At 65.0% G+C, this 19,541-nt stretch carries 15 protein-coding genes; all 15 read right to left on the bottom strand.

Features of this window, described 5'->3' with window-relative positions:
• Positions 1–60 precede the first annotated feature (60 nt).
• Positions 61–1,401 (bottom strand): sigma-54-dependent transcriptional regulator, encoded by a 1,341-nt coding sequence (locus UU9_RS16885; RefSeq protein WP_007082983.1) that lies wholly within the window; start codon positions 1,399–1,401, stop codon positions 61–63.
• A 121-nt stretch (positions 1,402–1,522) separates the two neighbouring features.
• A complete protein-coding gene (locus tag UU9_RS16880; RefSeq protein WP_040671305.1) occupies positions 1,523–2,779 on the bottom strand; it encodes an ABC transporter permease in 1,257 nt (418 codons plus the stop codon).
• A gap of 11 nt (positions 2,780–2,790) precedes the next feature.
• Entirely contained in the window at positions 2,791–4,119 is a 1,329-nt protein-coding gene (locus UU9_RS16875; RefSeq protein WP_007082981.1) for an ABC transporter permease, read from the bottom strand.
• A gap of 85 nt (positions 4,120–4,204) precedes the next feature.
• On the bottom strand, positions 4,205–5,443 hold the full coding sequence (locus UU9_RS16870; RefSeq protein WP_007082980.1) for an ABC transporter permease: 1,239 nt from the start codon (positions 5,441–5,443) through the stop codon (positions 4,205–4,207).
• Positions 5,444–5,452: 9 nt separating this feature from the next.
• On the bottom strand, positions 5,453–6,769 hold the full coding sequence (locus tag UU9_RS16865; RefSeq protein ID WP_007082979.1) for an ABC transporter permease: 1,317 nt from the start codon (positions 6,767–6,769) through the stop codon (positions 5,453–5,455).
• A gap of 42 nt (positions 6,770–6,811) precedes the next feature.
• Entirely contained in the window at positions 6,812–7,867 is a 1,056-nt protein-coding gene (locus tag UU9_RS16860; protein ID WP_237710318.1) for an alpha/beta fold hydrolase, read from the bottom strand.
• A 169-nt stretch (positions 7,868–8,036) separates the two neighbouring features.
• Entirely contained in the window at positions 8,037–9,254 is a 1,218-nt protein-coding gene (locus UU9_RS16855) for an ABC transporter permease (protein ID WP_007082977.1), read from the bottom strand.
• An 11-nt stretch (positions 9,255–9,265) separates the two neighbouring features.
• Positions 9,266–10,567, bottom strand: coding sequence for an ABC transporter permease (locus UU9_RS16850; RefSeq protein ID WP_007082976.1), 1,302 nt, complete (start codon positions 10,565–10,567; stop codon positions 9,266–9,268).
• Positions 10,568–10,684: 117 nt separating this feature from the next.
• On the bottom strand, positions 10,685–11,908 hold the full coding sequence (locus UU9_RS16845; RefSeq protein ID WP_007082975.1) for an ABC transporter permease: 1,224 nt from the start codon (positions 11,906–11,908) through the stop codon (positions 10,685–10,687).
• A 1-nt stretch (position 11,909) separates the two neighbouring features.
• Entirely contained in the window at positions 11,910–13,208 is a 1,299-nt protein-coding gene (locus tag UU9_RS16840) for an ABC transporter permease (RefSeq protein WP_007082974.1), read from the bottom strand.
• A gap of 132 nt (positions 13,209–13,340) precedes the next feature.
• Complete coding sequence (locus tag UU9_RS16835) at positions 13,341–14,594, bottom strand: ABC transporter permease (protein ID WP_007082973.1); 1,254 nt, start codon at positions 14,592–14,594, stop codon at positions 13,341–13,343.
• A gap of 10 nt (positions 14,595–14,604) precedes the next feature.
• Entirely contained in the window at positions 14,605–15,921 is a 1,317-nt protein-coding gene (locus UU9_RS16830; RefSeq protein ID WP_007082972.1) for an ABC transporter permease, read from the bottom strand.
• A gap of 135 nt (positions 15,922–16,056) precedes the next feature.
• On the bottom strand, positions 16,057–17,295 hold the full coding sequence (locus UU9_RS16825; RefSeq protein ID WP_040671309.1) for an ABC transporter permease: 1,239 nt from the start codon (positions 17,293–17,295) through the stop codon (positions 16,057–16,059).
• 9 nt (positions 17,296–17,304) lie between these two features.
• Positions 17,305–18,615 (bottom strand): ABC transporter permease, encoded by a 1,311-nt coding sequence (locus UU9_RS16820; RefSeq protein ID WP_007082970.1) that lies wholly within the window; start codon positions 18,613–18,615, stop codon positions 17,305–17,307.
• Positions 18,616–18,723: 108 nt separating this feature from the next.
• The gene (locus UU9_RS16815) at positions 18,724–19,443 is read right to left on the bottom strand and encodes an ABC transporter ATP-binding protein (protein ID WP_007082969.1); all 720 of its coding nucleotides are present in this window, start codon (positions 19,441–19,443) and stop codon (positions 18,724–18,726) included.
• Positions 19,444–19,541 lie beyond the last annotated feature (98 nt).

The raw sequence follows: 19,541 nt of genomic DNA, 5'->3' as shown, positions 1-19,541 counted from the left end.
CCCGAGAAAGGCGGCGTCCATCTTTCTACGACCCGCGCGGCGCGGCAAGGCCACTGCATCTCAGTTTGACGACGCCAGGCCATAGCGCTCCATGCGACGGTACAGGGCCTGCCGCGACAGGCCCAGTTGCTGCGCTGCACGACTGACCACCCCGTCGGCCTTGTGCAACGCGCTTTCCACCACTTCGCGGCTGGGCTCGTCCAGGCTGCGCGCCGCGCTGGAGACATGCTGCGGCAGGTTGAGCAGCTCCGGCGTGATTTGCCCGCCGCCCGAGAGCAGCGCGGCGCGCTCGATGGCGTTTTTCAACTCGCGCACGTTGCCCGGCCACGGGTAGCCGAGCAACAGTTCGCGCGCCGCATCGCCCAGTTCGGCGCGGCCATCGAGGAAAAATTCGGCCAGCGGCAGGATATCGTCGCTGCGCTCGGAGAGCGGCGGCAGGTTCACCTCGATCACGTTGAGCCGGTAATACAGGTCCTCCCGGAACGTGCCCGCGCGCACCATCGCCTTCAGGTCGGCATTGGTGGCCGACAGCACGCGCACCTTCACCTGCCGCGTGCGCCCGGACCCGAGCCGCTCGTACTGGCCGGTTTCCAGCACGCGCAGCAGTTTCACCTGGCCGGACAACGGCAGGTTGCCGATCTCGTCCAGGAACAAGGTGCCGCCATCGGCCAGCTCGAAGCGCCCTTCGCGCGCCTTGTTGGCGCCGGTATAGGCACCGGCATCGGCGCCGAACAGTTCGGCCTCGATCAGCTCGCCGGGCAACGCACCGCAGTTCACCGCGATGAACGGCCCGCGCTTCACCGCGGAGTTCGCATGCACGATCGCGGCGATGCGCTCCTTGCCGGCGCCGTTGGGACCGGTGATCAGCACCGGCACGTCCGACCGGGCGATCTGGCAGGCCAGCTCCAGCGTGCGCGCCATCGCGTCGGAGGCAAACACCAGCCCGTCCAGCTGATAATTCTTCCGCAACTGGTCACTGCGCTGACGCCGCTCGCGCCGGCTGCGCGATACCTCGCGGGTGGATTCGGATAGCTCCAGCAGGTTTTCCACCGTGGCCAGCAGCTTGTTGTCATCCCACGGCTTGGCCAGGTAATCGGCGGCGCCAGCCTTGACCAGTTCCACCGCAGTTTCCAGATGCGTCCACGCGGTCAGCAGGATCACCGGCAAATCCGGATGCCGCTCGCGGATGGCACGGAACAGCGCCACGCCCTCCTCGCCCGAGGTGGTATCGGCGGTGAAGTTCATGTCCTGGATCACCACATCCACCTGACCACGCGCCAGCGACGCTAGCCCCTCGTCCGGCGTGAGCGCGGTCAACGGCTTGATCTCGTTCAGCGACAACGCCAGCGACAGCGCCTCGCCCACGGCCGGGTTGTCGTCGATGATAAGGACAGTTCTCATAGATTTTCTGCACATGCGGTCATGGATGCCGCCGAGGCCGGGAAGGTTGCCATGACTTTCGGGTGGCGGACAGTCGGCGGGTATTTCCGTGGCGGCATGGCGGAAAGGTCTGGAGTGTCCATCACACCGACCTCGTCGCCACTACCGGCGGTACCGCCGAGGCGCGCAGCGCAGGGCCGAGCACGGCAAGCTGGCTGAGTATCACCATCACCAGCGCGCCCCACGGCAGGTAAGTCCAGGGCAGGTGCACCAACTCGTAATGGCGCATCAGCAGCCGGTTGCCCAGGCTGGCGAGCAGCATGCCGATAGCGATACCGACGCCCACGATCAGCAGATTCTCGACGAGGAAATAGCGCAGGATGTCCACCTTTCGCGCACCCAGCGCCCGCCGGATGCCGATCTGTCGCGTGCGTTTCTGCACCCAGAAACCGGTGAGTCCCATGATGCCGATCACCGTGACGATGACGACCGCCAGGGTTACCCCGGCAAAGAGCCACAGCGCCGCGCGTTGACGCTGGAACGCTTGTGCCCGTCGTTCGCTGTAGAAGCTGACGCGGGCGGTGGCCCCTTCTTTCATCCTGGCGCCGAACTCGCGCTGGATCGCCGCAGCGACCCGCTTCAACACCGCGTCGTGCATCGAGGGATCGACACGCACCGCAAAGTTCAAGATCGACGTGCTGCCGATGCGCCGAGCCAGCAGGACGGTGTTGTCGGCACGGCCGTCGGTGGCGAGGCCGAGCTGATTGCGCAGCAGGTGCCGCACGATGCCCACCACTCGATAACCATGACCATTTCCCTGGTTATCGTGGAGATCGCTCATCAACTTGCCCAGCGCATGCCCATCGTCGAACAGTTGATCCGCCAGCGCGCGGGTGATGATGATCGGTTGCTGTGCCACCGGATCCCATCCGTGGCTGCCGTCACCATCCAAGCCAAAGTCGTGGTATTCGTCCGGCAGAAAATCCCGCCCGGCCACCAGCTGCAGCCCCAGCGTTTTCACCAAGCCTGCGCCGAGATAGCCGTTGACGCCAATCTTCACGCCGTTGCCTCCCTGCAAGGCCATATCCATCAGGGCACCCGGCACCATCGGTAGCCCGAATGCGGCCGATGCGTCACGCACGCCAGGTACCTCGCGCAACACCTGCTCGCCACGGCGCACCTCGGCGGCCGTCCATGGTTGCGCTTGTGAATCCATTCGATCGACCAGGATTAGTTCATCAGTGGCGACGCCGCTAGGCGCCAACAGCGGCGCCAGTTTCTGCTGTACCAGAAACAGCACATTGCACAAAATCGCGCAGGCCAACGCCACCTGCAGCACGACAAGTGCGGGCATCAGGCTGTGCCGCCGCAACACGGATAGATGGATACGCATGGACATGATCAGCCCCCTCAGACGCTCTTGACCTGCAAACCGGGTTCGATCGTGGATGCACGCCACGCCGGCACCACGCCCACCAACACGCCCACCAAAAGCGACAGGGCGAACAAGCCCGCAAACATCAGCGGATCAAGCCGTGCCAGATCGGTAAAGCCCTGATCCTGCAACCGCACAATCCATAGACCCAGCAAAGTCAGCGGCAGCGCGACCGCGCCACCCAGCGCACTGACTGCGGTGGCCTCCAGCACGTACTGCATGAAGACAACACGGCGGGGTGCCCCGAGCGCGCGCCGAATGCCGATCTCGCCACTGCGACGCAGGAACTTCGCGGTCAGCAAGCCCGCCACATTGGCCATGCACAACAGCAGGAACGACATGGCCAGCCATACATTCATGCGTGCGTTGTCGGGGATCACGTTCTGCTTCGCCAGCCACTCCGACACACCGAACAGCTGCGCCTTCGCCGGCTTGGCCAGTTCCGCCAGGCGCGGTTGTTGCGCGGCGTAGTGATCGAGATAAGTACGGTAATCCGCGACCTGCTGCGGCGTATCCAGTTCCACCCAGTACGCCAGCCACGCGCAGCGTGCTGGATCGACGTCGAAAAGGCTGCGTTTGGTCTTGTCGTCACAACCGTCGGAGCCGCCCGGTATCAGACCCGCGTCCAGCGCTGCGGTGTACGGCACGAACACGTTCTCCAGGTCGCTATCACTGAAAGCCCATCGATCCAGTCCAAAAAAATGCGGCTGCGGTGCGAATGGAGTGCTGACCCCGATCACCCGGAACACGGTCTTGTCGAGCCGGATGCTGCGCCCCACGACGTTCCCGGTACCGAACAACTTCTGCGCCAGATCCACATCGATCACCGCCACCGGCGCACGCGCCGCATCCTCTGCCGCGCTCCAGTTTCGGCCATAGCGCAACGCCACGCCGAACATGGGCACGAGCTCACTGGTCGTCCCCAGCAGCGACTGCGCCTTCTGCACATGCTCACCCTCCGTGGTGCTCACATCGGCATCCAGCCCAGCCAGCGCCGCCTGCCGCACCGCCCGGTGCTCCTGCACCAAGGCCTGCGCATCGGCCATCTTGATGCGCTTGAAATCGGGATGCGTCACGTCATTCAACGATTCATAGCTATCGGGTTTCGCCTGCACCGTATCCACCCACGCCAGGTACAGGTTCTGGCTTCGACCCGGCAATGGATCGGCCGACAACTGGTGCAGCAACGCCAGCGTGGTCATGCTGGCCGCCAGCCCCAGCGCCACCGTGACGATCGCCAGCACCGTGCTCTTGGGAGAACGCCGCAACCCATGCAGGGCCAGCTCAAGGCTGTATCGAATCATTCGATCGCTCCGTTGGTGAACGCGGCATGCCTCAACACGATAAAGACCGGCGGAACCGCCCGATTCCGGCAGGATCCCCCGCCCATCACACCGACCTCGTCGCCACGACGGGCGGCACCGCCGCCGCGCGCAGCGCGGGGCCCAGTACCGCGAGCTGGCCCAGCATCCATAGCGCCAGCGCGCCGATCGGCAGATAGAACAAAGGCAATCGCGGCACTTCGTAATGCGTCATCAATCCCGCGTTCAACCCGAACGCCAGCGCCATGCCCAATACGATGCCCGCGCCCACGATGAGGAAATTCTCGGTCTGGAAGTAACGCAGGATGTCGCCGCGGGTGGCACCGATGGCGCGGCGGATGCCGATGCTGCGGGTGCGTTGCTGCACCCAGAAATTGGCCAGGCCGGCGATGCCAAGCGCGGTGACGAACATCAGGCCCAACCCCGCGGCGATGAGCAGACCGATCATGGTCGTGTCGCGCTGGAAGAAGCGCGCACGCATGTCGGTGTATGGCTCCATCCGATCGGGGTTGACCAGGCGGTTGGAACTCGCCGCCAACAGTGCCTGGCGCCCTTCGCGGAGCAGCCGCGCGCGATCCCGCGGCGCGCTGCGCAGCACGTAGGTCACGGTGCGCCCGTCGGGTTTCTGCGGCCAGACCACGCTGTAACCGTCCACGGCTGGCGTGCGCAGATTGGGGCGCAACAGAGTGTCGACCACCCCGACCACACGGATCACCGCATCACCCAGGTACATCGACTGACCCAGCGGATCCTTGCCAGGGTACAGGCGCCGCGCCAGCGCGCGCGTGATCACCGCCACCGCCGGCTTGTGCACGCTGCCGATCACATAATCGTCCGGTGTGAAGTCGCGTCCCGCGACCAGCCGCAGGCCGAGCGTGCCGATCAGGCCCTCGGTGCCGTCGTACATGCTCGGCTGCACGCAACTCGTACCGTCTGCCGAACGCCGCGCCATCGCCTGCTTCTTCGACGCGTCGTCAGGGCAGACCCCGTACGAATCGTCGCTCTGGTCCAGCGGCAGCGACCAACTCACCGCCGCCACCGAACGCACACCAGGCATGGCGCGCAACACGGCCAGATCGGTGGCATGCCGGGCCTGCGCATTTTCGTGCGCGGTATAGCCGGAGCTGTGGATCACCGACAACTCGTTCTCGGCAATGCCGGTGGTGACACTCACGCGCTGTACGCGCTGCACGATGAGGAAGACCACGTTGCAAACGATGGCGCAGGTGAAAGCCACCTGCAGTACCAGCAGTACGGCGGTAAGCCTGTGCCGGCGCAACGAGGAGAGGATGGGAAGAATCTGCATGGGAACTCCTCACGACGCCTTGAGTTGCAAAGCCGGCGCCACCCGGCAGGCACGCCATGCGGGCAGCAGTCCGGCCAGCACGCTGGCCAGCACCGCCAGCACGAACGTGCCGGCGAGCATGGAAGGATCCATCTGCGCGATTCTTGCGTAATCGCCGGGCCGATGGCGCACGCTCCACAGGCCGAGCTGGGCGATTGCGAGGCCGAGCGTACCGCCGGCCACGCCGATCAGCGCGGACTCCACGCCCAACTGCACGAAGATGTCGCGCCGTCGCGCCCCGAGTGCCCGGCGCACGCTGATCTCGCCGCTGCGGCGCAGGAATTTCGCCAGCAACAGGGCCACGATGTTGACCATGCACACGAACAGAAAGCCCAGCGCGAGCCACAGCTGCAGGTGCACGTCGTTGGGTACCAGGTTCTGGTGTGCGAGCCAGTCCATCAGGCCGAACAGCGTCGCGTTCGTGGGCGGACGCTGGAACCGGCCCAACGCCTTCTGCTGTGCCGAGTAATTGATCAGGTATTGGCGGTAGTCGGCCACCTGTGCCGGCGTGTCCAACTGCACCCAGAACTGCAGCCAGCTCATGGCAGCGCCACGCTTGCTCGAACCTGTCTTTTCGTCGTCGCCCCAGCCGGACTCGTTCCCACTGACCGGCAGGTCCTCGTTCACCGCCACCGACAGCGGCAGGAAGAAGGTATCGATGTCACTGAACTGGGAACCGGTGCTGTCCGCGTAGAACTGAGGCGCTGGATCCCACCGGGTAACCACGCCGACCACGCGGTAGTCCAGCTCGCCGAGTCGTGCCGTGCGACCCACCACGTCGGCGCGACCGAACAGCTTGCGCGCCAATTCGTCCGACAGCACGACCACGCGGGCACCGGCCGTATCGTCCGCCGCGCTCCAGCCGGCGCCGTACTCGAACGGCACGCCGAAGAGCGCGAAGAAGTCCGCCGTGGTGTAGCGCCCGGCGGCGTAAAGCGCCTGCAATCCAGACTGGACCGGCAGCGCCAGCAAGGTGCCGCCCGCCATCGCCGCCTGGTGCACGCCGCGGTGCGCGCGCAACAGCGACATCGCGTCGGGCCAGGTGAGGTTGTCGGAAGGATCGATGCCGCTGCCGCCGTGCGAGTAATCCAGCGGCAGCGGGTCAAGGTGCGGCGTATAGAGATGCGTACTGCGTTCCGGCAGCGGGTCGTTGGTCATCACGTGCAACACGGTGATCATCGTCATGCTGGCGCCAATACCCAGCCCGATCGCCAGCACCATCAGCGCGGTGAGCACCGGGTTGCGCTTCAGGCTGCGCAGCGCCAGGTCCATGTAGTAAGCAAACATTCCATTCCCCTCGAATAGGCCGACTAACGGGAGCGTGGTCGATCAATCGCCGCGGGTGATTTCCGCCGGTGCCGCATCGCCGACCTTCTGGGCAAGCGGCAACGCATCCGTCACCAGGTGCATCAGGAATCGGCCTGGTTGATCCTGCATGACCATGTGCGCCGATTCCGCGAACAGCACCAGATGCTTCGACGGCGCCTGGATGCGCTCGAACCATTGCTCGGCCAGTTCGTGCGAGGTGGTGTAATCGTGTTGTCCGACGAACAGGATCACCGGGCAGCGGAATGCTGTCACGTTGTCGAGATTCAGGCTGAGCAGCGGCTGCAGCAGGTGATTGAGCGTGTACAGGCTGCCCTTGCCGATCGCAGCGAGCTCAGCCTGGCTGTAATCGGGCGACAGGGCTCCGGCGTCGGCGTCGTGGGAGAAGTCCTTGCGGCCATAGGCCAGGCCGCCGTAGTAGGCCTCCCACTTGCTGCGCGTGCCGATGCGCTGGATCGTCATGGATCCCGTACCCGGATAGGGCATCAGCGCCTCCAGTTCGCGCACGGCCGTCTGGTTGTGGTCGGCCTTCGCCTTGCGCAGGGCGAAGGCGAAACCGATCTCCTCGTTCCTGCGAACATTCACCACCTGCCCCACGCCGATATAGGCGTAGAACCAGTCCGGATGTTGCTGCGCCAGCCGCGTGCCCAGCACGGTGCCCCAGGAATGGCCGAGCAGGAAAATCTTCTGCTTGTCGTAGTGCTTGCGCAGGTACTGCACCAGCTGCGCGGCGTCATCGGTCATGCCGGCGACGGTCATGCCCGGCGACATCTGCGCTTCCGTATTGGCCGCATAGGTCTTGCCGGCGCCACGCTGGTCCCATTGCACGACGGTGAAGTAGTCCTCCCACGGCGACTGGAAGGTGTAGCTGACCGGCATGACCACCGACGCCGGGCCGCCGTGGAGGAACAGCAGGATCGGATTGCGACGGTCGCGCCCACGGATCGACACCCACTGGTCGATGCCGCCGATGCGCAGCTTGAGGCGTTCGTCCACGCCGTTGGGTGAAACGATGCGGCGCGTGTTGTCGATGATGCGGGTAACTTCGTCGCGCGTCATCGTCTGCGCTTCGGCGTCGGCCGAAGGCGTCGACTCGCGGGCGGACGCTGCCGCCGGAGCCATCGTGCATTGCAAGATTGTCGCTAGGCACAGGCACACGATAGGGAACGATTTCATGAGTAGCCTTGGAGGTTGCGTAGGTAAGAGGAGTCGTGGGAAGCCGCCGGGGTCATACGCTCCGCGTTGCCACCACCGGCGGCACGGCCGCCGCGCGCAGCGCCGGCCCGAGCACGGCAAGCTGCCCCAGCCCCCACAGCACCAACGCACCGATCGGCAGGTAGTAGACCGGCAGGCGTGGCAGTTCGTAGTGCTGCATCAGCAGCAGGTTCAGCGCGTAGGCCAGCGCCATGCCCAGCACGATGCCGCCGGTGACGATCAGGAAATTCTCGGTCTGGAAGTAACGCAGGATGTCGGTGCGGGTGGCGCCGATGGCGCGGCGGATGCCGATCTGGCGGCGCCGCTGCTGCACCCAGAAGCTGGCCAGGCCGACGATGCCCAGCGCGGTGACGCCGAGCATGGTGACGATCACGCCGATCAAAAGGTCGATCATGATGCGGTCGGACTTGAAGTAATCCGCGCGCAGGTCGCCGATGGTCTGGCTGTTTTCCTGATCCAGCACCACATGGGGGGCAATCTTCGCCACGGCGTCGCGCGCCTCGTGCAACACGCGTGGCAGATCGTGCGGGTTGGCACGCAGCAGATACGTGCCGGCCAGCGAGCCTCCCGGCAGCGTCGGCGTGAACACCGTCCACTCCGTTGCCTGCGTGCCCCAATCATGCGGATGCGCGCGTGCCAGGTGATCGACCACACCCATCACGCGGAAGTGCAGCTTGTCGCACCAGAAATCCTTGCCCAGCGGGCTTTCCCCCGGCCAGGCGTGATCCGCCAGCGCGCGGCTGACCAGCACCTGCGCATCCGGCGGCGCGAAATTGGTGGCAGGGCGATAGTCGTCCGCCTGCGGCAGGCGCCCCTCGACCAGCTTCAGGCCCAGCGCCTCGTACGTGCCCGGCCCGCCCAGCACGAAATCCACCACGCCGATCGTGTTCTTGAAACTGCCAGGGTCGTGCGAGACGCCGGCGGCGCCGGCCTGCGGACCGAACGGCACCTGATTGATCACGGTGACCGACTGCATGCCCGGGATGCTGCGCAAGCCGGTCAGCATGCGCGCATTGACGTCCGCTGCCTGGCTGGGATCGAAGCCATTGACCGTCAGCACCGCCAGCGCGCTTTCGTCGACACCGCTGTGGATCTGGATCAGCTTCCAGCGCTGCACCACCAGGAAACACGCGTTGCACAGCACGGCGCAAGCCAGCGCAACTTCCATGGCGATCAGCAGCGTGGCGAGCCGATGGCGACGCAAGGCGGCGAGTATGGGTCGAATCTGCATGGTCATCCTCCTCACAGCGCCTTGAGTTGCCAGGCGGGCACCACGCGGCTGGCACGCAGCGCGGGTATCACCCCGGCCAGCAGGCTCGCCGCTATCGCCATGACGAAGGTGGCCAGGAACATGCCGGTGTCCAGATGCGCGAGATGGGCGTAATCCACCGGTTGCTGCCGTACCAGCCACAAGCCCGCCAGCGTCAGCAGCCAGCCGAAGAACCCACCCAGCAGACCGATCACGCCGGCTTCCACCAGGCACTGCGCAAAAATCGCACGACGGCTCGCGCCGAGCGCGCGGCGCACGCCGATCTCGCCGCTGCGGCGCAGGAATTTTGCCAGCAGCAAGCCCACCGCGTTGAACAGACAGATGGCTAGGAAAGCCGACGCCAGCCATGCCTGCAGTCGTACATCGCCCGGCACCATGCCGCGTGCGGTCAGCATCGTCATCACATCACGCACCCGCACATGTTCCCTGCCCGTTGCGAATCGCCCCATCGCCTTCTGCTGCTCCGCGTAATCGGCCACGAAGCGCGCGTAGGCCGCCGCCTTGGCCGGGCTGTCCAGCTCCGCCCACAACCACACCCACACGCAATCCGCGTTCTGCAGGTGGTGCGTATCCTCCGGCACATGCCAGCAGGTGTAGGGCAGGAAATTGCCCTCGTTGATTTCCATGCTGCTGGTAAAGGGCGCGAACACGTCTTCGGTCTTGCTGAAGTTCTGGGGCCACGGGTCGTAGAACAGCGGCGTGGGTCGCCATGGTTTGAGTACGCCCACGATGCGTACGTCGGTGTCGCGCACCCGCAGGCTGCGGCCCACGCTGTTGGCGCCGCCGAACAGCTTGTCGTTCAGGTCGTGCGAGATCACGGCCACGCGTGCGTGGCGGGCGTCGTCTTCCGCGCTCCAGCCGGAACCGTACTGGAACGGCACCTGGAACATCGGGAAGAAATCCGAGGAGGTGGAAAGCAGGCCCAGCATCAGCGGTGGTCGACCGGTTTCCGCTGCACGCACCTTCACGGAACTGCTGGTGAGGATGGCCTGGCGATCGGCGCGGTGCGCGCTCCACAGATCCACAGCCGAGCGGTAGTCCATCACGGCATAGGGCTCGGTGTGATCCGCTCGGGCAGGGTTCTCGGGATCAAGCTGCGGGAAATACAGCACGCTGCTCTTGCCCGGTATCGGGTCGCCGGACAACAGGTGCACCACGGTAAGCGTGGTCATGCTGGCGCCGATGCCCACCGCAATCGCAAGCACCATCAGCGCGGTGAGGACCTTGTTGCGCTTGAGGCTGCGCAGGGCGAGGTCGAGGTAGTAGGTGAACATGTTTGCTCCTTCGGAGCGGGATTTGGGATTGGAGATTCGGGATTCGGAAAAGCGGCGACACGGCGAGCCTTTGCTCTTCCGAATCCCCAATCCCGTCTCCCGAATCCCGGCAAAAAATCACACCGACCGCGTCGCCACCACCGGCGGCACCGCGGCGGCGCGCAGCGCAGGACCCAGTACCGCTAGTTGGCCGATCACCCACAACGCTACTGCGCCCACCGGGAAATAGACGGCCGGCAATCGTGGCAATTCGTAGTGCGCCATCAGGAACAGGTTGATGCCGTAGGCCAGCACCATGCCCAGCACGATGCCGATGGTGGCGAGCAGGAAGTTCTCGGTCTGGAAGTAGTGGAGGATGTTGCGGCGGGTGGCGCCCAGCGCGCGGCGTACGCCGATGGTGCGGCGGCGCTGTGCCACCCAGAAACTGGCGAGGCCGACGATGCCCAGCGCGGTGACTACGAGCAGCGCGATGATGACGCCGACCAGGATACCGGCCATGGCGCGATCGTTCTGGAAGAAGTGGCTGCGGATGTCGTCCAGCGTTTTCGTGTCGAGGATGATGCGGCGCGGGTCGTTCTCGCGCAGCACCTTGCCGGCGGCCGCCATTACGCTCTCGCGTTGCCCGGGTGCCGTGCGCAGCACATAGCGCGTGGCGCTGGCAGCGCTCATGCGCAGCGGGAAGACCATCGTCCACTGCGCCGAGTCGTCACCCCTGAACAGCGATGGCCGGATCAGCGACTGCACCACGCCGATAACGCGCACCGAGGTTTCACCGAGATAGATGTTCTTGCCCAGCGCACTCTCGCCGGGCCACAACCGTTCGCCCAGCGCTTGCGTGATCACCACCGAACCCACCTTGCTCTGCAGGTCGGGATCGCTACGCATGGCGTCGAAGTCCATGTATTCGTCGGCATTGAAATCACGCCCGGCCACCAGCCGTGCGCCAAGGGTGTCGATCACGCCTTCACCCATGTACATGGTGGCGCTGAGCGTGTGCAGCTTTTGCGTCGGATCCAGCTTGATGCCGGTATTCGACGAGCTGTTGGTGAATGGCACCTGGTTGAGCAGCGCCGCGGCGGTGACGCCGGGAATCCGTCGCAGCAGCGCCAGGTCTTCCTGCGCACGCGCCCTGGCGTCGGCCGGTTTGCCGATGTTGGCGACATGGATCTGCACCAGTTCATGCTCGGCCACGCCGCTGACCATCTCGGTGCGCTGCAGGCGCTGGCTGATCAGGAACACCGCATTGCAGACGATGGCGCACGTCAGCGCGATCTCCAGCACCAGCAGCAGCGAGGTGATCTTGTGCCGGCGCAAGGTGGAGAAGATGGGGCGGATATCCATGTCAGTTGCTCTTCAGTTGCAACGCAGGCGGGATCAGGCAGGCCCGCCAGGCAGGCAGCAGACCGGCCAGCAAGGTGGCCACGACGGCAGCGGCGAACGTCGCCAGCAACATCGGCAAATCCAGATACGCCAATGCGGCGTAATCCGACGGTTGCCTGCGCACCAGCCACAGACCGAGCAGCGCCAGCAGCAGGCCGCCGCTACCACCGACCAGGCCGACCACCCCGGCTTCGGTCAGCAGTTGCGCAAACAGCGAACGGCGCGAAGCACCCAGTGCGCGGCGTATGCCGAGCTCGCCCGAGCGGCGCAGGAATTTGGCCAGCATCAACCCGACCGTGTTGACCAGGCACACCAGCAGGAAGCCGAACGCCAGCCACACCTGCAGGTGCACGTCGCTGGGCACCACCTTGTTGTAGTCCAGCCAGCCCATCACATCGGGCAGACGCACGTTGGGCGGACGCTGGAAACGGCCCAGCGCTTTCTGCTCGCTTGAGTAATTCAGCAGGAATTTGCGATACGCGGCGGCCTCGGCTGGTGTGTCCAGTTGCACCCACAACTGCAGCCAGGTGCAGGTGGCGGTTTTCATGTTGTCGCTCTGGCCCTTGCCCCAGCAATCGTTCGAACCGTTGTGGGTGAACTTCATGTCCGTGGCGGTCGTCAGCGGAACGAACACGCCCTCTTCGGACGAATAGCTGCCGGTGTAGAGGTCGTAGAAATGCGGTGTGGGTCGCCAGCTGTCCAGCACGCCCACGATGCGAAACGCCATGTCGTCGACGCGCAACATCTGCCCGGTGCTGTCCTTGCCGCCGAACAGCTTGTCGTTGAGCTTTCGACTCAGCACGACCACGTGCGCGCTGGCGCCATCGTCAGCGGCGTTCCAGCCATGCCCGAAAAGAAAAGGCACGTCGAACATCGGAAAGAAATCGGCGGAGGTGTAGCGCGCGTCCTCGAAGAACGGATCGATCGCGGAGTTCGCCGGCTGGATCGGCACGGCGCCGCCGGTCATCAAGGCCTGGTAGCGGGCACGTTTGGCATGCAGCAAGGCCATGCCATCGATCCAGGTGACCTGCTCCGGCGGATCATCCTGCGGCTTGTAGCCATCCATATCGCGCGGGTCCATCTGCGGGTAATACAAGCTGCCGCTGCGCCCCGGCAGCGGATCACCCGACAACACATGCAACACCGTAAGCGTGGTCATCGACGCGCCGATACCCAACGCGATCGCCAGCACCATCAGCGCGGTGAGTGCCTTGTTTCGGCGCAGGCTGCGCAAGGCGAGGTCGAGGTAATAGGCAAACATTCCGCTCACTCTGTTGATGGCCCCTCCCCCTGCTTGCAGGAGGAGGTTGGGAGGGGGGCAGCTTTTGACTTCAACAGCAAAAGCACCCCTCCCCAGCCCTCCCCTGCAGAGCAGGGGAGGGAGTTGAAAGCGTCACACTGCGCGGGTGGCGACCACGGGCGGCACATTCGACGCGCGCCGCGCGGGCACGAACACCGCGGCCTGGCCGATCGCCAGCATCGCCAGCACGCCGGTGAGCACGTACAGGATCGGGATGCGGGTCATCTCGTAGTGGCTCATCAGCCACTGGTTCAGTCCCACCGCCAACAGCACACCGATCACCACGCCGCTGCCGGCGATCAGCAGGTTTTCGATCTGGAAGTAATGCAGGATGTCGATCTTGCGTGCTCCCAGCGCGCGGCGCACGCCGATCTGCCGGTGGCGCTGGCCGACCCAGAAGCTGGTCAGGCCGACGATGCCGGCGGCGGTGACGCATAGCAGGATCAGGCACACCACGCCCATCAGGATCGCCATGCCCAGATCGGCGCGATAGGCCTTGTCGCGGATCTCGGTGAACGAGCGCACGCTGTCGTCGTCGAGCACGCGCATCGGGTTGACCTTGTACAGCGCCGGCGTCACTGCGCGCATCACGTCGTCCAGGCGGCCCGGCTTGGTGCGTACCGCGTAGCGGGCGAAGTTGGCGTTGAGCCGGGTGGGTATCAGGGTGGAGTTCCACGCCACCTCGTCGCCGCCGCCGGCATACGGCACCTGCATGCGCTCGACCACGCCGATCACGGTGACCGGCTTGTTGCCGCCGTTGAGGTAAACGGCCTTGCCCACGGCGCCATTGGGGAACAATTTGTCGGCAAGCGCCTTGGTCAGGATCACGATGTCCGGATCACGCTGGTCACGAAATCCCTGGTGCCCGACATCGCCGGCATTGAACGCGCGCCCGGCCACCAGCCGCACGCCGAGCGTGGGCAGCATCTGGTCATCGCTGAAGTAGTACGTGGTGCGGGTAACGCTTTTGCCTCGGAATTGCGTGTCACCGGGCTTGCTGGCAATGGCGCCGTTCCACGACGAGTCGAGCAGCGGCATCGAATTGATCGGCGCCACCGACACCACGTCGGGCACTTGGCGCAACGCCGCGAGATCTTCGAGCTGCATGGCATCGAGCTTGTCCACGCCACCGGGCGTGTCCTCGCCGGGCGCGTCCACCCACTGCTGGGTGATCAGGAACAGGTTGCTCTCGTCCAGCCCGGTCGGGCGGTTCACCCGCTCGATGCGCTGGCCGATGATGAACACCGCATTGCAGACGATCGCCAGGGTCAGCGCGATCTGCATGGCGATCAGCACGACACCCGCCTTGTGCTTGCGCAGAGCGGCGAGGATGGGATGCAAGGTCATCGGTCGATCCTCAGTTGCTTTTCAATTGCCACGCGGGCTGCACACGCGACGCACGGAAGGTGGGGTAAAGCCCGGCCAGCAAGGTCGCCAGCACGGCCACCAGCAGCGTGATCGCCAGCAGCGAAAGATCGAGCCGGGCCAGGTCGGAAATGCTCTTGGGCAGCACCAGGCCCACGCTGGCCACACCCACGCCGGTCAGCAGCAGACCCAGCACGCCGCCGGCCGCACCGACCATGCCGGCCTCGGTGAGAAACTGCAGGTAGATCGCCTTGCGCGGCGCACCCAGCGCGCGGCGCACGCCGATCTCGCCGCTGCGGCGCAGGAACTTGGCCAGCAGCAGGCCCACGGTATTGACCAGGCACACCAGCAGCAGACCCAGCGCCACCAGCAGCGACACCTTGGTATCGCGCGGCACCACCTGCTGTTGTTCCAGATAATCGGGCAGGTTGCGCAAGCGGTTGTTGGGCGCCCAGCCGAAACGGCCGGCCTTCTGCTGGTTTTTCGCATACGCGTCCAGGTACTGGCGATACGCGGTGACCGCCGCCGCATCGTCCAGCTCGGCCATGTAGGCGATCCACACGCATTCCGAATGCTGCAGCCCCACGAAACCGGACTCCTTCGGCGTGGCGTTGCAGTTGGTGTTGCCGTTGTTGGGCAGGCCCACCGAGATCGCGCGCTCGAACGGCAGGAAGACGTCCTCGACGTTTTCGCTGAAGCCGCCCGTGTTCGTCACGTCGTAGAAGCGTGGCTGCGGATTCCAGTGATCGAGCACGCCGACCACGCGGTAATCGCGGCCTTCGATGTTCACCGTACGGCCCACGCTGTCGACGTTGCCGAACAGCTTCTCGTTGAGCTTGCTGCTGATCACCGCCACCGCGGCGCGCTGCGCATCGTCCTGCGCGCTCCAGCCGTTGCCGTAGAGAAACGGCACGTCCAGCATCGGGAAGAACTCGCTGTAAACCGCATGGCCGGTGACGTTGAGCGGATGCTTGCCGGCCTGCGCGGGCACCACCGAGGGGGAGATCTGATACATCGCCGATTGCCGTTTGGCACGATGGTCGCGCATCAGCGTGGTGGCATCGAGATAGTCCATCGCATTCGGCGGCTCGCCGTCGTCGGTACCGTTCTTCGGACCCCAGTTGTCGATCTGGGGCACGAACAACTGCGCCGATTTCCACGGGATCGGATCGCCGGAAACGGCGCGAAACACCGAGTACGTCGTCATCGACGCGGCCACGCCGAAGCCGATCGCCAGCACCATCAGCACGGTGAGGCCGGGACTTCGTTTCAGGCTGCGCAGGGCCAGTTCGAGGTAGTAGGCAAACATTCCGAATGCTCCAGAAGAAGTGGCCCCTCCCCCTGCAACGCAGGGGGAGGTTGGGAGGGGGGTAAAGCTTTTGACGTCAGGATCAAAAGTCCCCTCCCCAGCCCTCCCCTGCCTTGCAGGGGAGGGAGAAAAACGTCACACCGAACGCGTGGCCTCCACCGGCGACACGTGCGAGGCGCGCACGGCCGGCGCCAGCACCGCGCCCTGCCCCAGCAGCAGCAACAACACGACACCGCTGGCCACATACGCCAGCGACAACCGCGCCGTTTCGAACTGGCTCACCATCCACAGGTTGATGCCGAACGCCAGCACCACGCCCGCCAGCACGCCGCCGATGCCGATCAGCAGGTTTTCGGTGAGGAAGTAGCCGAGGATGTCGCCGCGCGTGGCGCCCAGTGCGCGGCGTATGCCGATCTGCTTGCGCCGCTGGCCGACCCAGAAGCTGGTCAGGCCCACGATGCCTGCCGCGGTAATCGCCAGCAGCACCGCGCTGATGATGCCCATCAGGATGGCCATGCCGCGGTCGCTGTCGAAGACACGGTGGCGGATCTGCGCGTAATCCTGGATGCCGTCCTTCGGGTCGATGATGCGCAGGCGGCTCTGCGCGTACAGCGCCTTGGGTGCCTCCCGCATCGCAGCAGCAAGCTGGCCCGGTTTCGCGCGCACGATGTAGAACACGCCGCGCGCGTCGTCCGGTCGTGCCGGCCATATCAGCGACTGCCCGGCGTGCAGCTTGTCCCATGGCGATGCACCCTGCCGGTGAAGCGGATCGACGATGCCGATGATGGTGCTGGGCGAGGCAGCCATCGCGTAGAAGCTTTTGCCCAATGCCGAGCCGTCGGGGAAAAGCCGATGGGCCAACGCCTTGCTCACGATCACCTGCGGCGGAACGAGCGCCTGCTGGGTGCCCATCACGAGCACCTCGTCGGAATGGAAATTTCGCCCCGCGACCAACCGCAAGCCCAACGTATCGAGCAGGTGTTCGTCACCCATGTACACCGCCGAGTCGGTGGTGGGCTTGATCTGGTCGGGCGTCATCGTGATGAAGTTGTCCCAGCCGCCACCCTGCAGCGGATAACCGGTGGACGGGGCGGCATTGCGCACGCCGGGCAGCTGGCGCAGCGCGAGCATGTCGGCTCGTACCTGGGCGTCGATCTGCTGGGTTGTCCAGTCGACCGCCCACTGGTTGGCGATCACGAACACATTGGCCTCGTCCACGCCGCTGCGTTCGGACAGGGTGGCCAGGCGCTGGTGGATGATGAACAACGCATTGCAGACGATCGCCAGGGTCAGCGCGATCTGCACCGCGATCAGCAAGGTGCCTGCCTTGTGCCGCCGCAGCGCGACCAGGATGGGTTTGATCTGAAGGCTCATCGTCATCCCTCAGTTGCTCTTCAATTGCCACGCCGGCTGCACGCGCGCCGCGCGCCAGGCCGGGTAGAACGCCGCCAGTACGGTGGCGATGATCGCCACCAGCAAGGTCAACCCCACCAGCGACATATCGAGTTGCGCCAGCTTTGCGATCTGCGGCGGAAACAGCACGCCGACGCCGGCCACGCCGGCTGCGGTCAGGAGCAACCCGAGCACGCCGCCGGCCAGACCGACCGTGCCCGCCTCAATCAAATATTGCGCGTAGATTTCGCGACGCGACGCTCCCAACGCGCGACGCACGCCAATCTCCCCGGCACGGCGCAGGAACTTGGCCAGCAACAGACCGATGGTGTTGACCAGGCAGATCGCGAAGAAGCCCAGCGCCACCAGCAGCGAGATGCGGCTTTCCGGTGGCACCACCCGGCGGACGTCGAGCCACTGCATCACGTCGTACAACCGCACGTTGGGGGACCACGCAAAGCGTCCGGCCTTTTGCTGATCGCTGGCATACCCTTCGAGAAAACGCCGGTAGCGCGCCACGGCGGCGGCGCTGTCCAGTTCCACCCACGCGGTGATCCACACGCAGTTGCTCTGCCGATAGTCTTCCCAACCGGTAAAGGTCAGGCTGCCCCGACAGCTGTTGCCGCCATTGCTGCGCATCTGCAGGTCCTGTGCGCGAGTGAACGGCATGTAGAAATCCGAGGCATCCTTGAAGCCGGTGGTATTGAACAGGTCGAAAAAGCGTGGCTTGGGGTCCCATGGTCGCGTCACCCCCACCACGCGATAGTCGTGGCCGCTGAAGTTGACCGTGCGACCCACGCTGTTCACGCCGCCGAACAGTTTCTGGTTGAGCTGCGCGCTGATCACCACGTCGGAACTGCGCGCCTCGTCATCCTGGGCGCTCCAGCCGCTGCCATACTGGAACGGCACGTCGAACATCGGAAAGAAATCGCCGTAGACGGCGTAACCGTTCGCCGAAACAGGCAGATCACGATCACCGCCCGGCAACACCGACATCTGCACCTGGTACAACAGGGTCTGGCGCTTCGCTTGCTGCGCGCGCATCAGCGCCATGGCATCCACGTAATCCAATGCATCCGGCGGCTCGCCCTGGAGGTTTTGCTGCGGCCCCCAGTTGTCCACCAGCGGCGTGAACAATTGCGCGGATTTGCCAGGAATCGGGTTGCCGGACACCGCACGAAAGACGGCATACGTGGTCATCGACGCCGCCACGCCAAACCCGATCGCCATCACCATCAACGCCGTCAGCGCCGGGTTGCGGCGCAGGCTGCGAAGACCGAGTTGGAAGTAGTAGGCGAACATGCTCAAGACCTGGGATTGGGGATTTGGGATTCGGGATTCGGAAAAGCGGTGGACGCGCGAGCTGTGGCTTTTGCGAATCCCGAATTCCCAATCACGAATCCCGGCCGCTCAGCCGCGGGCTTCGCCGGTGGCGACCTGGGCGGGGTGAAAACGCGGGTCTTCCGACAGTTCCACCACCTGGCCGTCGATGATGTGCACGTTGCGCTGGGCGCGTGCGGCCAGTTCCGGGTCGTGCGTGACCATCACGATGGTGGCGCCTTCGCGGTGGATGTCTTCCAGCAGCTCCAGCACGCTGCGCGCCATTTGCGTATCCAGGTTGCCGGTGGGCTCATCCGCCAGCAGCAGGCGCGGCGAGCCGGCGAGTGCGCGGGCGATGGCCACGCGCTGCTGCTGGCCGCCGGAGAGTTCGGCCGGGTAGTGCTTGGCACGCGAGGCCAGGCCCACGCGCTCCAGCGACTCCATGATCCGCTGCTTGCGCTCGGCCGCCTTCATGCCGCGATAGCGCAGCGGCACCTCGATGTTGTCGAACACGTTGAGGTCGGGGATCAGGTTGAACGCCTGGAAGATGAAGCCGATCTTCTCGTTGCGGATCTTCGAGCGGGCGTTGTCGTTGAGGTTGCTCACCTCGATGCCGTCGAGGTGGTATTCGCCGCCGCTGAAAGTTTCCAGCAGGCCGGCGATGGTGAGGAAGGTGGTCTTGCCCGAGCCGGACGGACCGGTCACGGCCACGAATTCGCCCTCTTTCACGTCGATGTTGAAATCGCGCAACGCATAGGTCTCCACCACTTCGGTGCGGTAGACCTTGGACAGGTGGGTCATCTTGAGCATGGGTGTCATCCCTCAGTGGTGGTTATTTTTGGCCCCTCCCCCTGCTAGCAGGGGGAGGTTGGGAGGGGGTAACGCTTTTGATTTCAAGATCAAAAGCG

Origin of the sequence: Rhodanobacter fulvus Jip2 (genome assembly GCF_000264315.1) — a bacterium.
Lineage (GTDB): Bacteria > Pseudomonadota > Gammaproteobacteria > Xanthomonadales > Rhodanobacteraceae > Rhodanobacter > Rhodanobacter fulvus.
The sequence above is the reverse complement of the archived record's forward strand: the minus strand, read 5'-3'. Positions and strand labels throughout refer to the sequence as shown.